The organism is Fervidobacterium pennivorans DSM 9078 (genome assembly GCF_000235405.2).
In the GTDB taxonomy this organism is placed as follows: Bacteria; Thermotogota; Thermotogae; order Thermotogales; family Fervidobacteriaceae; genus Fervidobacterium; species Fervidobacterium pennivorans.
Genome location: NC_017095.1, coordinates 1,415,244 through 1,430,818 on the forward strand (window position 1 = coordinate 1,415,244; position 15,575 = coordinate 1,430,818).

A 15,575-nucleotide genomic window follows, 5' to 3' on the forward strand; every position below is an offset into this window, starting at 1 on the left:
TTTCTTTAGTGTCTTACGGAGGACGATATGATAGACTATTTGCCCAACAATAAAGACAGTTTTATTGTTCAAAACGATGTAAAGAGCTGTCATTTGCTCCATGTATGTTGTGCACCCGATTTGGTAATTTCTTATTTGGCCGGTGCACGAGGTGATATTTTCTTTTACAATCCTAACATACATCCAAAAGCTGAATATGAGAAACGATACGCTGAAGTCTTTAAAATTGCTTCACTCTTTAAAATGAATGTTCTGAAAGTTCCTTATGATCCCGAGCAGTTCTTCATACTCACTAAAGGATTAGAAAATGAACCTGAAGGTGGAATAAGGTGCGAGATTTGTATAAAGATGCGACTCGAAAAAACAATGGAATACGCAAAAGAAAATGGATACAAGAGCGTTTCCACAACACTAACAGCCTCCCCAAAGAAAAACGTAGAAATGATTGTGAAGATAGGAAAAGAACTGGAGAAAAAATACGGTGTGGAATTTTTGCCTAACGTGTACCGCAAAAGCCCACTCTATAACGATGCACAAAAACTTATAAGGAAAATAGGTATTTACAGACAAAACTACTGTGGTTGTATTTTTTCGTTAAGAACTTCCGTTACGACAGCTATTCAAGAAAGCAAAACTGTAAAAAGTGGGGTCGAGGTATGAAGATATATTACAACTTAGAAGAAGTTGAGGAACATAAAAGGTCATACGCATCAATTGCTTTTGCATCTAAAGTCAGGGTTGAATATGAACATGATGGTGAAAAACATGCCCTCATCCCCGTAACTGTTGGAGACCTTACGGTGCTTATTGAAATTGACGATGATAGAGAAGTATTCAATACTTTGTTGAACGAACACATCAAAAACTCTATCCTGAAACAGTTTCCGTATCCGGAAGAAATTAGAGAGTTAGCCAGACATTTTCGCACAGAATTGAAGAATTTCAGAATTTTGGTTGTAAAATACAATAGTGTCGAAGAAAAGGAATTCTCAAGATATTCACTGTCCAATATAACATTCGGTGTGTTGTCCTATAATAACTTTGATGTCCATTTACTACCAAGCAACGTAAAAGTCAGACCAAAGCCCGGATACTGTCTTTCACATGTTGTCCAAAAGCCCGAAGAAGGTATCAGGCAAGCATTCTTGATAGCCCGGTGGTTTGGAGGTGGCAGCTACGACCAACTTCCCAAGTTGGCGCTTGAAAATACTAACATTGACCTTGGGAAGTGGACGAATATAGTCAAATACATTGTTCTGTCAGATTTTGAAGAGAGGTATTTTTCTGGTATAATAAAAAAGCTAAACGAATTTAGAAGCGATACATACTTTGACCCATTTGCGAAGCTTGAATTGATATCACTTGGCATAATACTTGCCAGGTTAGAGGGAGGAGGTAATTTTGAACCAGACAGTTACGATATCCTTTAGAGCGCTTACTGAGAATATAAAATTAGCAAGGGTTGTGATACATACTTTTCTAACATTCCGTGGTGTATTCGATAAAGATATATTCGATACAGAGTTAGCTGTAAATGAAGCTATCGCAAATATAATCCAGCATACTTATAAAGGTGAACCAAATTATGTGGTGATGACTCTGAATTGGATAGAACCTGATACACTTGAAGTGTTACTCCGCGATTTTGGTCCGAAAGTGGACCCAACGAAAATCAGACCACGAGATTTAGATGATATCAGACCCGGCGGACTTGGGGTTTATATAATCCAACGTATTTTCGAAGTTATGGAATTTCGGAACGTAAGCCTTGGGAATTTACTTTACCTAAAACGCTCGTTCTTAATACCTCCTAAGAAGCAGGAAAATGGGAATTTAAATAACGAACCTTACAGAGAATATTGAAATTGACGAATTTTTTAGTCTTCCAAATGGAGGAAAGAGGATAAATGAGTTGGCTTGCAGGTTTGACGAAAAATCCATCCTTTATGTCTGCATTCTTTGGCTTTTTGGCAGCCCAATTTTTGAAAGTGGTGATATACAAAGATTTTCGTGTATTTGGAAGATACGGTGGTATGCCCAGTGCTCACGTTGCCACAACCTCGGCATTAGCTTGGGCTGTTGGTTACACTACAGGTTTTGACTCACCACTCACAGCAATTGCTGCAATCTTTCTTGCCATTACAACAGCCGATGCTGTTGGTTTGCGAAGAAATGTCGATCCGAATAAAGGCCATACACTGATGGAAGCTATTTATGGTTTTTTATTGGGCTGGATAGTTGCTCTGCTTACGGTTAAGTTGTATCGGTAATAACGTATCTCAATTAGCTTTGACTTAAATGAACAAAACGAAAAACACTTTGATTGAACATGTCTAAAAAGCTCAAGTTTTCTGTAATGATATTGGGAGGGAATATGTGTGTTTTTTAGCTCGTCGTTCAAATTATTTGTCTTTGCAATTTTATTATTTACCGTCTCGTTAACAAGCGTTGTCAGTTTTGGACAAGATGGTGAGCAAACAAAATCACCAGACTGGTTTAGAAATGCTGTGGTTAAGAAGCGAGCCGGTATGAATTTAAAGACCGCTCCAGAGTTTGTAGATGACCTATGGAATGCGATATACACCATAAGCACAAAATACAATGTTCCACCAACACTTATAGCTGCTGTAATTTCTGTTGAAAGCAATTTCGCCAATGTGAAAGGTGCCGGCGATGTAGTAGGGATGATGCAAATTTCCATCTCAACAGCCAAAGGTATATCGAAACTCCTTGGACTTGAACAACCTAAAAACGGTTGGAATGAACTCCTAACAAATTATTGGTTGAATATAACTTACGGCACTGCATATATTGCTTATCTTTACAAAAAGCACGGAACTTTTCAAAAAGCCCTCGAAGAATACAACAACGGAAAGAATAAAACTAAATACGCCCAGCTGATACTACAACAATACGACTTCTACGAGAGCCTCCATTCCGCCGAAATGAGAAATAAACAGCAGTTGGATATAAATAATTCTGCAACATCTTCTGAAGCAACAGATACTCTGAATCCAGCAGATTCAACAAATTCACAACAAACGTCAGATGCGTCAAATACATCAATTAACACATCAGAAATCAAAGTTCCACCGCTTTTTGGAGTAGCAGGCAATTAAGCACTTTGTTAGAAAGAATTCTAAGAATGTGAGGTGTATGATTTGAAAGAAGAAAAAATGAAAATCGAAACAATACTAAAAATTGAACACCTATCTTTTTCTTACCCAAGTTTCAGTCTCCAAGACATAAGTTTCGAGGTTAAGAAGGGAACTTTCTTTGGTATCATTGGACCAAATGGTTCTGGAAAGACTACGTTACTCTCACTCATTATGAAATTTCAAAAGCCTAAAAGTGGGAGAGTCATAATCGATGGAAAAGATGTGCTCAAGCTATCTCACAAAAAGCTTGCACAATTGGTAGCGTATATCGCTCAAGACTTTAACCCTGCATACGATTTCACAGTCGAAGAATTGGTTGAAATGGGAGGAATCCCTCGTTCAGCACACTTTTTCGAAACAGCTGTTTACGAAGAAGATTTAGAAAACGCTCTTAAAACCGTTGATTTGCTTGAATATAGAAAAAGGCTATTCTCCACTCTTAGTGGTGGACAACAGCGCAGAGTCTTGATCGCACGTGCAATCTATCAAAACACGCCTATCATCGTTGCTGATGAATTGGTTAATCACTTAGATTTAGGACAGGCGGTAAGAGTGTTAGATTATTTGAAACAGCTTACCAAAAGTGGAAAGACAATAATTGGAACTTTTCATGATATAACGTTAGCTGCAAAGTACTGTGATGAGATTGCTGTGATGAAAGATGGAAAGATACTCGCTATTGGTGAACCGTCGGACGTGGTAAGTAGAGAGATTTTAAGCAGCGTTTACGGGGTATCTTTGGATGTAATTAAGCATCCGGAGAAAGGTTACCCAGTAATTTTAATTTAATCACTTAAGTGCAAAATAAATAACCGTAGTTCGCCACCTTATCATCAATTCAAGAGTTCTCAGCATGTCTTGTTACATTTGTCTTTTTTTCTTAACGTTGACTTTTTAAAATTGGTTGTGGTAATATAAGGTTGTAGGAATGAAAAACCTTTAAACTCGCCCAGTGAGGCGAGAAAGGAGGAGAAAAGATGGAAAAAGACGTTATTTTTGGTAATTCTGAACCTGAGAAGGTTGTTATTTCTGATTCCCGTGTGGACCTACCCGCCTCGAAAAGGTTCCTCCTATCTCTCCAGCACTTTGTAGCGATGTTTGGTGCGACCGTTTTAGTACCCCTGCTAACAGGATTAGACCCTCTCGTTGCTCTGTTTACTGCAGGACTCGGAACTTTGATTTTCCACTTTATCACAGGTGGTATCGTTCCTGTCTTTTTAGGTTCCAGCTTTGCCTTTATAGCCCCCGTTATACTTGTTAAAGAAAAATACGGAGACATACGCTATTCTCTCGGAGGTATAGTAGTTGCTGGTGCAGTATACTTGGCCTTCTCGTTAATTGTGAAACTGATAGGGACGAATTTTATCAAAAAGCTCTTCCCTCCTGTTGTAACCGGTCCTATGATAATGGTCATAGGTCTTGGTCTAAGCCCTGTTGCAGTTAATATGGCTTCCTCAAACTGGCCCATCGCACTTGTAGTGATTATAACAGTTATCGCATCCGCAACGATATTTAAAGGTTTTTTCTCTCTCATTCCAGTTCTTACCGGTGTTTTTGTTGGGTATATTACGTCCGTCCTCTCTGAGATAGTTGACTTCACACCTATAACAAATGCTGCCTGGTTCTCAATTCCAAACTTCACATTCCCAAAGTTCGATGTTGGAGCTGTTAGCTTAATAGCTCCAGTTGCTTTCGTTACCGTCATGGAACACATAGGTGATATAACAACCAACGGAGCTGTGGTCGGAAAGAATTTCTTTGAAAAGCCCGGTATCCACAGAACCCTTCTTGGGGATGGTCTGGCAACAATAGTTGCAGGCTTACTCGGAGGTCCTGCAAATACAACTTATAGCGAAAACACCGGTGTACTCGCAATAACTAAGGTCTACGACCCATCAATCCTACGTGGCGCCGCCCTTCTTGCAATGCTGGTTGCTTTCTTCTCAAAGTTTGGTGCTGTTCTCCAAACAATACCTACACCTGTAATCGGTGGAGTGAGTTTAATACTATTTGGTATGATAGCTTCAGTAGGTGTAAGAACGTTGGTAGAAGCAAAAGTAGATTTCTCGAAATCCAGAAACCTTATCATCGCTGCATTGATCCTCACACTCGGTATAGGAGGAGCGAGTATCAAAATCGGCGTAGTGGAACTCAAAGGTATGGCGCTTGCTGCACTCGTAGGTATCATTGCTAACCTTGTAATTCCAGAAAAGTTGGAAAAATAAAGAAGAAAGAAAACCGCATAAAGCCGTGGGGGATTAAGAGATGATAAACTCAACAAAGAAAGACATATATATCTTTCCTATCAAAGCCGTGGGGGTTATTGGTGGAGGACAGCTTGGAAAGATGTTAACACTGAAAGCAAAAGAAATGGGATTCAAGGTTATCGCCCTTGATAAGGACCCAAGCTGTCCTGTTTCTTCAATCTGTGATGAGTTAATAATCGGTTCATTGTACGATACAGAAAAACTATACGAACTTGCGAAAAAATCTGACGTGGTCACATATGAAATAGAGCATACAAATACGGAAGCTCTTAAACAGCTCGAGAAAATCGGCACCAAAATTCTTCCATCACCAGCACTCTTAGAATTATTAAACGACAAACTACAGCAAAAATCTCACCTAATAAAGCACGGTATACCAACATCAAAATTAATACGCGAAGTGACAAAGAATGACTCTATTGAGTACAAGTCACGGACGAAAGAACTCCCGCCATTTCCGTTTGTTCAAAAGGCACGGAAAGGTGGTTACGATGGAAGGGGTGTTGCTGTAATAAAGAGTGAAAAAGACATAGACAAAATTTTGGAGACCGATTCATTTTTCGAAGAATTTGTGGAAATAGAAAAAGAAATTGCCGTTTTGGTTGCAAGGGATATTAACGGGAATATAGTTACATATCCAGTTGTTGAAATGGTTTTCGACGATAGGTCAAATATCCTTGATATGCTTATCTCTCCAGCAAGGATACCAGAAGGCACATCACAGAAAGCAATTAGTATAGCTTATGATATTATCAACTCTTTCGTTTCTTCTAATTTGAAAGCCGTGGGGGTTTTTGCTATTGAAATGTTCCTTACCAAGAGTGGTGATATACTTGTCAACGAAATAGCTCCTCGCGTCCACAATTCTGGTCATCATACGATTGAGTCGTGTCTCACAAGCCAGTTCGAACAGCACCTTCGCGCCATAGCTGGACTTCCTTTAGGTTCCACTAAACAGCACACCCCAGCTGTTATGATTAACCTCCTCGGTGAACCTGGGTATACAGGCAAACCTGCCATAATCGGTCTTGAAGAAGTTTTGAAAACTGAAGGAGCTCATCTACATTGGTATGGTAAATCAACAACCACTCCTTTCAGAAAAATGGGGCACATCACAATAATAGATGAAGATTTGAATTCAGCAATTGAAAAGGCTAAAGTAATTAAAGAGAGAGTTAAAATTATTTCTGAAAATATTTGAAAAATACTGAGGTGAAAGATTATGGGAAATGTAAATCCTCTCGTTGGGATAATAATGGGTAGCGATTCAGACCTCACTGTTATGAAAGATGCTGCACAAGTTCTTGAAGAGTTTGGTGTCCCATACGAAATCACAATAGTCTCCGCACACAGAACTCCTGAAAGGATGTTTGAATACGCAAAGAAGGCTGAAGAAAGAGGAATAGAAGTAATAATAGCAGGTGCTGGTGGTGCAGCACATCTGCCCGGAATGACCGCATCGATAACAACATTGCCTGTTATAGGTGTGCCTGTGAAAGGCTCGAATTTGGAAGGGCTTGACTCACTCCTTTCGATTGTTCAAATGCCCAAAGGTATACCTGTAGCCACGGTTGCAATTAACAATGCCAAAAATGCCGGTTTGCTCGCAGTTGCAATCCTTGGGATAAAGTATCCAGAGCTAAGAGAAAAACTAAAGGCGTATAGAGAACGCATGAGGCAAGAAGTTTTAACAAAGGCTAACGAGTTAGAAAATATGGGATATTCTAATTATCTAAAATCCCATTTCCATGGGTGACAGAGGTGAAAAAAGATGTCTGGGACGTTTTTATACGAGGGTAAAACAAAGATTGTCGAACTCGCTGAAGATGGTCAAAGCGTTATACTAACATTTAAAGATGATATCACTGCAGGAGACGGCGCAAAGCACGATGTGCTGGATTTAAAAGGTCAATACTGTTCAGAGATTACTGCAAGACTAATGCATTATCTAAATACAAAAGGCATCTACACCATGTTTCTTAACTACATACCACCCAACAAAATCCGAGCCCGCAAGCTTAAAATGATACCACTTGAAGTTATAGTAAGGTTTAAAAAAGCTGGTTCATTCGTGCGACGTTACGGTGGAAACGAGGGAGAAGATTTGCCAGGTCCGCTTGTTGAATTCACATACAAAAGTGATGTTATGCATGACCCTTTAATGTGTGTTGAACATCTCGAAGCACTCGGTATTTTAAGCAGGGAGCACGCTACAATAATCATAGACGAAGCAAAAAAAGCAGCAATGCTCTTGAAAGAATTTTTCACCTTGCACGGATTCGAACTCTGGGATATAAAGTTTGAATACGGATTTGACGAATCAGGTAACATTTGTCTTGGCGATGAGATTTCGCCTGATACAATGCGTTTAAGGAAAGCTGGAGAGATATTCGATAAGGATATCTATAGACGAAATCTTGGGAATCCATTAGAAAAATACGAGGTGGTGTTGAACTTATGCAGAAGTATACTTTTGTAATCGATATCCAATACAAAAGCAACGTACGCGACCCAAGGGGAGAAACGATAAAAAGGGTGCTCAACGAGGAGTATTCCATTCCAGTAAGTTCACTAAGGTTAGGCAAATCCATACACCTCGAGGTTGAGGCTGAAAACGAAGAACAAGCAAGGCAACTTGTTGAAAAAGCCTGCAGTGAACTTCTAGTAAACCCCGTTACCGAAACATATGAGGTGAGAAAGCTATGACTCTTCCAAAAGCCCAGGTAGTTGTGTACCCTGGGAGTAACTGTGACAGGGATGCCCTTTGGGCATGCAAATACGTAGGATTTGATGCAGAATTCATAGATATCCATTCTGATATAGACGCTGACTTGTTGGTTCTACCTGGTGGATTTTCGTATGGAGATTACCTTCGTGTCGGAGCAGTCGCTGCTCGTGAACCGATTGCTCAAAAGATAAAAGAGTTTGTGAGCCGTGGGGGGCTTGTTATTGGCATTTGCAATGGCTTTCAGATACTTGTCGAAATGGGACTATTGGAGGGAGCTCTTCTTCAAAATTCTAATGGAAAGTTCATCTGCAAAATTGTAGATTTGGAAGTTGTGGACAACTCAACACCTTTCACCAGCTATTATTTAAAAGGCGAACGTATCAGATTACCCATTGCTCATGGATTCGGTAGGTATGTAAAAACTAACGATGTCAATGTAACCCTTAAATACATAGAAGACGTTAACGGTAGCGACGAATTGATAGCTGGAATAACCAACGCCAACAAAAATGTTTTCGGTTTGATGCCACATCCTGAACGTGCAATGGAAAAAATACTTGGCTCGGACGATGGCTTGAGAGTGTTCTTATCTGCGTTCAACTATATCAAGAATAACGGTGGTGTTAGGGGATGAAGTACTTAAATATCCTTGAAGCGAGGTTGGGCAGAAAAGCAACAAGAGAGGAAATAGAAGCGTTCACGGTGATGTGGAGCGAGCATTGCGGTTATTCTCATACAAAAGGTTACATAAGGCAGTTGTCAAAAGTGGGAACTGGTGGTAATGCAGGAGTCGTTCCGCTTGATGACTACCATTTCTTAGCGTTCAAAGTTGAAAGTCACAATCATCCAAGTGCTATTGAACCTTTTAACGGAGCAGCAACAGGCGTGGGCGGAATCATACGAGATGTGCTCGCTATGGGCGCCAGACCTACAGCAATACTTGATTCACTGCATATGGATAAAGTAATCGACGGGATTATCGAAGGAATTTCCGACTACGGTAATTCCATAGGCGTGCCTACCGTAGGTGGAGAGTTAAGGATTTCTGATTTTTACAAATACAACCCTCTTGTTAATGTGATGGCAGTTGGGGTTGGCAAAAATGAACATCTCATACCTTCAAAAGCTACAAAATCTGGTCAAGTTATCGTTATCTTTGGTGGTGCTACCGGAAGGGATGGTATACATGGTGCTTCGTTTGCTTCAGAAGATTTAACAGGCGAGAAAGCTACGAAACTCTCCATCCAAGTAGGAGACCCATTTGCTGAAAAGTTACTTATAGAAGCTTTCCTGGAAATGGTTGAGAAAGGACTTGTTGAAGGTGCTCAAGACCTTGGCGCAGGAGGAGTTTTATCTGCTACAAGCGAGCTTGTTGCACGTAGTGGATTAGGTGCCATTGTGCACCTTGAAAGGGTTCCACTCCGTGAGTCAGACATGCTTCCAATAGAAATCTTGATAAGCGAAAGCCAAGAACGAATGGCTGTGGTTACATCACCAGAAAAAGCTGAAGAAGTTCTCAAAATAGCGAAAAAACATTTGCTCTTTGGAGCTGTCGTTGCTGAAGTTACAGACAATGGTAGGTATGTGGCAAAATACCACGACCAAATTATCATAGATGTGCCGGCAAAATTATTCGAAGAATCCCCTGAAGAACCTATCCATGATTACACTCCATCGCCGTTCAAAAAGTTCCGATGGATTAGGTTCAAAGACGTGGATGCACACAACGTGTTTGAAAGATACGACTACATGGTGGGAACAGACACAATACTACCACCTGGCTTCGGTCCAGCAGTGATGAGGGTAAAGGGTTCCATTGGATATTCATTGACAATACACAGTCGTGCTGATATAGGGGCCCAGGACCCATACTGGGGAGCTTACATAACCGTTTTGGAAGCCATTAGAAAGACCCTTTCTGCTGGTGCAAAACCGATTGCCATAACCGATGGTATAAACTACGCAGACCCCGACATCGAACCTCTTGGACTAGCAGGTCAAATGAAAGGTTTAAAAGATGCGTGCGAACAATTCAACGTACCCGTTGCTTCAGGTAACGCCTCGCTTTACAACACCTATAAAAGGAAAGGAATCCCACCAACACTCGTCGTTGGTATGGTTGGAAAGGTAGAGAATTTAAACATCCCCAAGCCAACCAAAGGACATGTTTATGCCATTGGTTATCCTGATTTTTCAATTGAGAGAGAGGGGAAATTACAGGAAGAAATCGTAAGATTGGTAAAAAATGGTCATTTCGTTCTTTCAATGCACGACTATTCCAGAATTACAACATTTAAAACCGCTTTGTCGAAACTTGGAATGAACTTGAGAATTCAAATCCCGAGAACCGAACCTGTCCACCAAATGATTATTGTGTTTGGCGAACCAAAAACAAACTTACCTGTTCGGAAAATAGGATTTTGCTGCTAATAATTTTTTCATAAAGTTTCTCAAGTTTCTGGCGCGAAAGCGCCATTTTTATTTTTTTGTTTATGTCAGATCCAAATTCATTGAAACTTTTTTAAAAATTCGTTGTATAATAGTTTTAAGTTGTACATTCCAATTTTTTCAATCTTTGAAAGGGGGGGATTTTGATGAGAAGATTAGTTACTATTTTTGCAGTTTTCGCACTAATAGCGTTCCTACAAGTTTCGATATTTGCGGAAACCAGTTCTGGACACCAACACGAAGAAGGCGAAGAGTGTGCTTGCGAACTTGCTGAAGCAAAGGATATAACCGTATCTGCAGAAGAATTGCAAACCATTGAGGAGGAACTCAGAGAACGGCTTTCAAATCTTGAAGAAATAACAAACATGCTGTATGAACTGATTGGCAGTAAACTTAGCAGTGAAGATTTCGAGGTCTTCACTTACGAATTGAAAAACAGGCTTGCTGATATTGAACAAGAGCTTCTGAATTTAAAGGCAACCACAGAAACAGGTCTTCCAACGATGCGTGATATGATTTACGAACTCTCTTCAAACTTGGCTTCATTGGAGAACAGACTAACAGAATACATCAATCTAGCTGTTGCTCAAGCAAGCGAAGAAGTCAAAGCAAAAATCTTCGATGAGACCAACCAAAAAATAGCAGACATTGAAGTAACTTTGGATATCCACGACTCAGATATCTTAAAACTTTACGACATAACCTCTACGTTAACCAATGAGATACAAAGAATCGAGGCATCCATACCTGACGTTTCCCCACTTCAGGAATCTATAGAAACTATCTCTTTGAGAGTAGGCATGCACGACCAAGACATTGTAAATATTTTCGATGCTCTGTCGACAAAAGCCAACCTATCTGATATCGAGGAACTTTCTTCAAGGCTCCAAAATCTCGAAGAAGTTGTTAACTCTTACCAAAACTCAGATGTATCCGATAGGATATCACTTCTTGAAGAGTATGCAAATATGATTTACGACACTCTCAACACGAAGGCATCCCTTGAAGATGTTGAACAGCAGATAGCTCCTCTGAAAGAAGAAATGAACAATATTTCATCAGCTCTGCAATCCATTACCACTAAAGTCAACTCACAAGATGTAGATATCATCAAATTGTACAATTCTATCGCTCAACTCACGGAAGAACTGCAAAGACTGGCTGGTAGGTTGTCACTAATAGAAACTATGGTTCGGGAATTGTATCAAAAATCAGGGAAATAAATTAACAATCAAAGAAACAACAAAAGCCCAGGATTTCCCGGGCTTTTGTTAGCTTAAAGATTTTTCCTAACAACTGGTCTGGGCGGTGGGACTTGAACCCACGACCACCAGATCCCGATTCTGGCGTTCTAGCCATCTGAACTACGCCCAGATTATCCCCCAAGATGCTTCAAGTTCGCCGTTTATTTTATCACATATAACGAAATTTATCAAGATTTTTTGAGAGTCATGTTTTAAAAACTCATTCAGCTTTTTTTATTTTCATTAATCTCCTCCAACAGGTGTTTTATTTCTTCACCACTTTCTCTAAGTATTTCCAACAAAAGTAGACCCTGCATCAATCCATTTCTTCTATAAATAGTGAACAAGGCAAACCTTTTAAACCCTCTATATGCATTTCAAGAATCTGAAATACGATCTCATCATCTTTCTTAAGCTCCGACACTATTTCTTCAACTCTGTTCTCATAAATACTTCGCTGGATATTACGGTATTACGGATATTCAACACAGAGACGTATATTATGTAAATCCACGACACGTTACAACTGTCGCTAACGGTATCATCGTTACAATTAAAAGTTTTGTTACTTTTTTCTAATGAGCTCACTCAATTTCACATGTCTTTCACCACTATTGTGAAAGGTTTTAAGCATTGTTTATAATTGTATCACACTTTCTATTCTCGCAAAAATTTTATGTGGATTTTCGATAATTTTTGTTCCAAAATTGCATCTCAAAGGTTTACATGATATAATATGTTTGTAAAGATACCATTTATTCCTTGTGAAATCTTTTGAAGCACGATAAGACTTTCTTTATAAGCCGCCAACAAGTATCACTCTTGGAGGCGTTAATATGGAGAAAGCAAAAGTTATGATAGTTGATGATTCCAAGACAGTCCATGCAGAACTCTCATCGATTTTGAGCGAAATCAATTTGGATGGTAAAAGTTTAGATATTGAACACACTTACGGGTATGAGGAATTCAAGAAAATCTTTGTCCCCGAGAAATACGCACTTGTGATAACCGATTTAGTTATGGAAACTGATGATGCGGGAATTAAGGTTATAAACCACATCAGGCATACGTGTAACGATAAAAAAACGAGGATAATCCTGATGACCGCCAATCCTGAGAAAGTTCCAAATGACTTGCTCACAAGAGACTACGATATAAACGCCTATATAGAGAAGAAAAACCTTTCACCATTCTTAACAAAGCTCACAGTTTTGTCAATGCTTAAAACCTACCAAGATATAGCCTCTCTTGAACAAGCAATTGTCACCTTAGAAAATGTTGCAGCGAACGCTTCCGAAATGAGCCTTGCAGAATTGCTTATAAATACCTTTTTCCAGGTGCGCACGTTTCTATCCTTAAAAAGACCGGACATTAAACTCAACGGTGAAATTTTCGTGAACGACGAAAGAATTTTTCCACCAAAGTTCATAAACAGGGAACATTTGGAATACAGATATGATTTTCACATCAAGGTTGAGGAGAACACTATTCTCTTTTTGCTCTATTCCTCAAAAGAACTGAACTCACTTGAAACATCATACGTAAGAAGCCTTTTGAAAAACCTTCGAAGGTCCCTTGTTTCAACAAAATATCCAGATGTGGAGGAAGAATTTATTATTATGCTTTCTAAAGTTGTTGAGGCCAAATCGGAAGAAACCGGGGACCATGTGAATCGGGTTGCCGAACTATCTTATCGTTTGGCAGAATACCTCGGTTTTAGCTCCAGTGATGCGAAACTAATCAAAAAAGCCTCCGCATTGCACGACATTGGAAAAGTTGGTGTGCCTGATTACATATTAAATAAACCTGGGAAACTCGATGATAAGGAATTTTCAATTATAAAGGAACATAGCTTGATTGGTTTCGAAATTCTCAGAGACTCAACTTTGGATGTTTTTGAGATAGGTGCGGTCGTTGCTTTGGAACACCACGAAAGGTGGGATGGAACTGGTTATCCCTATGGACTTCAAGGCGAAGAGATAGCGATAGAGGCAAGAATAGTTCAAGTTGCCGATGTTTTTGAAGCTTTAACGCACGATAGGTGCTATCGTCCCGCATGGCCAATTGAAAAAGCTGTTGAATACATGAACGATATGAAGGCACGGCAATTCGACCCAATGGTGATTGATGCGTTCAACAAACACTTGGAAGACATGATTGCTATAGTAAAATCCCATTACAGAGAAGAGGTTTGAGGATTTTTAAAATCTTACGGTTTTTTCTCTAAGAAATTCTGGATGTTTTTTATTGCTCTTGCAAAATCTTCCGGCAGTCTTGCTATGAATTTTACGCGTTCTCCTGTTCTTGGATGGAAAAATGAAAGGCTGAGCGCATGGAGCATCTGTCTGTGGATGTCGAATTTTTCATCTTCTTTAGCTTTTCCGTAAACCTCATCACCCATAAGAGGATGACCAAGGTATTTCATGTGAACCCTAATCTGATGTGTTCTCCCTGTTTTGGGCCACGCAAAAACTAAGGAAGCCAAGTTTCCAAACTTTCTTATGACTTTGTAGTGTGTGAGTGCCGGTTTGCCATATGCACTCTGAGTTACAGTCATTTTAACTCTGAGCACAGGATTTCTGGCAATACTTACATTGATATCTCCTTCGTTTTTTTCAGGAACACCTTTAACTAAGCACACATACAGTTTTTCTGTGACCCTATCTTTGAACTGTTTGGTAAGCGATTGGTGTGCTAAGTCATTTTTCGCAATTACCATTACACCACTTGTATCTTTATCAAGCCTGTGGACAATGCCAGGTCTCAGCACCCCACCAACACCTTGTAAATCTTTACAGTGATACAAGACCGCATTGACGATGGTTCCCGAAGTGTGGGATGGAATGGGATGGGTTATTATACCAGGTTGTTTGTTGATTACCAGTATATCGCGGTCTTCATATATTATGTCTAGTGGTATATTTTCAGGCAGGATTTCGGGGACCTGAGGTTTCTGAGGAACCATCAAGGTAATTATATCCCCAGACTTCACCTTGTAACTCGGCTTCTTCAAAATTCCATTCACCAGAACCTCGCCATTCTTTATCGCTTTCTGGATGAATGTTCTTGAAATCCAATCTGGAGTCTTCTCCATGACGAATTTGTCCAGACGCCAGCCATCTTCCCTGTTCGTTACCTGTATATCCATTTTTTCCAGTTGAGGGGTCGCTGGTTCCAATTCCTCCATCTCTTCTATCTCTTCCATCTCTTCCATATTCTCGAAATCTTTCATAAATTCTCTCATATATTCCCTTCTTTTCCCTCCGGTTGTCGATATCTTTATCACTTCCCATTTGTTTCTTGGCTTTTAACTCGGTGATAAGCATTTGAATTATAATCCCTATGCTACCGATGAATATAAAGATATCTGCAACGTTTATTATTGTCGGCCAGTAGTTGAACGTAAAGAAATCAACAACATAACCGTACCTTATACGGTCAACTAAGTTTCCTAATGCACCACCGACTATAAAGCCGATAAACATTTCCGTCATCCTGCTAACTTTGAACAACAACGGCACCAGAGAAATAGTAACAATAATAAGTAAGGTGAGGTAAATAACCGCTTCTTTGACTCCCGGAAATAGTCCAAAAGCGATTCCTCTGTTGGTTGCATAGGTGAAATGGAAGACACCAAATACGGTCTTTATCTCTCCAAAACGAAGATATAACGTTGCTAAATGTTTGGTAATTTGGTCTAACGTGACTGAAAGAACTATCCAGAACATCT

Annotated in this window: 16 protein-coding genes, 1 tRNA gene and 1 pseudogene; 15 read left to right on the forward strand and 3 right to left on the reverse strand. The window is 39.7% G+C overall.

The window, feature by feature from the left end:
• Positions 1-27: 27 nt before the first annotated feature.
• From FERPE_RS06685 to FERPE_RS06750, 14 genes are all read left to right on the forward strand, one after another.
• Complete coding sequence (locus FERPE_RS06685; protein WP_014451878.1) at positions 28-660, forward strand: epoxyqueuosine reductase QueH; 633 nt, start codon at positions 28-30, stop codon at positions 658-660.
• A complete protein-coding gene (locus FERPE_RS06690; RefSeq protein WP_014451879.1) occupies positions 657-1,430 on the forward strand; it encodes a DUF4940 domain-containing protein in 774 nt (257 codons plus the stop codon). The genes FERPE_RS06685 and FERPE_RS06690 overlap by 4 nt, the downstream gene beginning before the upstream one ends.
• Positions 1,402-1,863 carry an ATP-binding protein gene (locus FERPE_RS06695; protein WP_014451880.1) on the forward strand — a complete coding sequence of 154 codons (462 nt, stop codon included), beginning with the start codon at positions 1,402-1,404 and terminating at the stop codon, positions 1,861-1,863. Before FERPE_RS06690 ends, FERPE_RS06695 begins: the two co-directional genes overlap by 29 nt.
• Before the next feature lie 44 nt (positions 1,864-1,907).
• Complete coding sequence (locus tag FERPE_RS06700) at positions 1,908-2,270, forward strand: divergent PAP2 family protein (protein ID WP_014451881.1); 363 nt, start codon at positions 1,908-1,910, stop codon at positions 2,268-2,270.
• 108 nt (positions 2,271-2,378) lie between these two features.
• Positions 2,379-3,119 carry a transglycosylase SLT domain-containing protein gene (locus tag FERPE_RS06705; RefSeq protein WP_014451882.1) on the forward strand — a complete coding sequence of 247 codons (741 nt, stop codon included), beginning with the start codon at positions 2,379-2,381 and terminating at the stop codon, positions 3,117-3,119.
• Between the two features lie 33 nt (positions 3,120-3,152).
• Entirely contained in the window at positions 3,153-3,947 is a 795-nt protein-coding gene (locus FERPE_RS06710; protein WP_372589029.1) for an ABC transporter ATP-binding protein, read from the forward strand.
• A gap of 188 nt (positions 3,948-4,135) precedes the next feature.
• The gene (locus tag FERPE_RS06715) at positions 4,136-5,383 is read left to right on the forward strand and encodes a uracil-xanthine permease family protein (protein ID WP_014451884.1); all 1,248 of its coding nucleotides are present in this window, start codon (positions 4,136-4,138) and stop codon (positions 5,381-5,383) included.
• Positions 5,384-5,423: 40 nt separating this feature from the next.
• The gene (locus tag FERPE_RS06720; RefSeq protein ID WP_014451885.1) at positions 5,424-6,626 is read left to right on the forward strand and encodes a 5-(carboxyamino)imidazole ribonucleotide synthase; all 1,203 of its coding nucleotides are present in this window, start codon (positions 5,424-5,426) and stop codon (positions 6,624-6,626) included.
• A 21-nt stretch (positions 6,627-6,647) separates the two neighbouring features.
• Positions 6,648-7,181 carry a 5-(carboxyamino)imidazole ribonucleotide mutase gene (gene purE, locus FERPE_RS06725; protein WP_014451886.1) on the forward strand — a complete coding sequence of 178 codons (534 nt, stop codon included), beginning with the start codon at positions 6,648-6,650 and terminating at the stop codon, positions 7,179-7,181.
• 15 nt (positions 7,182-7,196) lie between these two features.
• On the forward strand, positions 7,197-7,904 hold the full coding sequence (locus FERPE_RS06730) for a phosphoribosylaminoimidazolesuccinocarboxamide synthase (protein ID WP_014451887.1): 708 nt from the start codon (positions 7,197-7,199) through the stop codon (positions 7,902-7,904).
• A complete protein-coding gene (gene purS / locus FERPE_RS06735) occupies positions 7,883-8,131 on the forward strand; it encodes a phosphoribosylformylglycinamidine synthase subunit PurS (protein WP_014451888.1) in 249 nt (82 codons plus the stop codon). The genes FERPE_RS06730 and purS overlap by 22 nt, the downstream gene beginning before the upstream one ends.
• Entirely contained in the window at positions 8,128-8,787 is a 660-nt protein-coding gene (gene purQ, locus FERPE_RS06740; RefSeq protein WP_014451889.1) for a phosphoribosylformylglycinamidine synthase subunit PurQ, read from the forward strand. The genes purS and purQ overlap by 4 nt, the downstream gene beginning before the upstream one ends.
• Positions 8,784-10,583: a phosphoribosylformylglycinamidine synthase subunit PurL gene (purL, locus tag FERPE_RS06745; RefSeq protein WP_014451890.1), complete on the forward strand. Its 1,800-nt coding sequence runs from the start codon at positions 8,784-8,786 to the stop codon at positions 10,581-10,583. The genes purQ and purL overlap by 4 nt, the downstream gene beginning before the upstream one ends.
• A gap of 164 nt (positions 10,584-10,747) precedes the next feature.
• A complete protein-coding gene (locus tag FERPE_RS06750; protein ID WP_014451891.1) occupies positions 10,748-11,824 on the forward strand; it encodes a coiled-coil domain-containing protein in 1,077 nt (358 codons plus the stop codon).
• 74 nt (positions 11,825-11,898) lie between these two features.
• On the opposite strand, the gene FERPE_RS06755 is transcribed toward FERPE_RS06750, so the two are convergent.
• Positions 11,899-11,975: transfer RNA gene (locus FERPE_RS06755), tRNA-Pro, on the reverse strand.
• 706 nt (positions 11,976-12,681) lie between these two features.
• Here FERPE_RS06755 and FERPE_RS06760 point away from each other — a divergent pair.
• Positions 12,682-14,040 (forward strand): HD domain-containing phosphohydrolase, encoded by a 1,359-nt coding sequence (locus FERPE_RS06760; RefSeq protein ID WP_014451892.1) that lies wholly within the window; start codon positions 12,682-12,684, stop codon positions 14,038-14,040.
• A gap of 14 nt (positions 14,041-14,054) precedes the next feature.
• Here the strand turns inward: FERPE_RS06760 and FERPE_RS06765 are convergent, their stop codons facing one another.
• Entirely contained in the window at positions 14,055-14,993 is a 939-nt protein-coding gene (locus FERPE_RS06765; protein WP_041262861.1) for an RluA family pseudouridine synthase, read from the reverse strand.
• Positions 14,994-15,150: 157 nt separating this feature from the next.
• Positions 15,151-15,573: pseudogene (gene lspA, locus FERPE_RS10390) on the reverse strand (signal peptidase II); the annotation flags it as partial.
• Between the last annotated feature and the right edge of the window lie 2 nt (positions 15,574-15,575).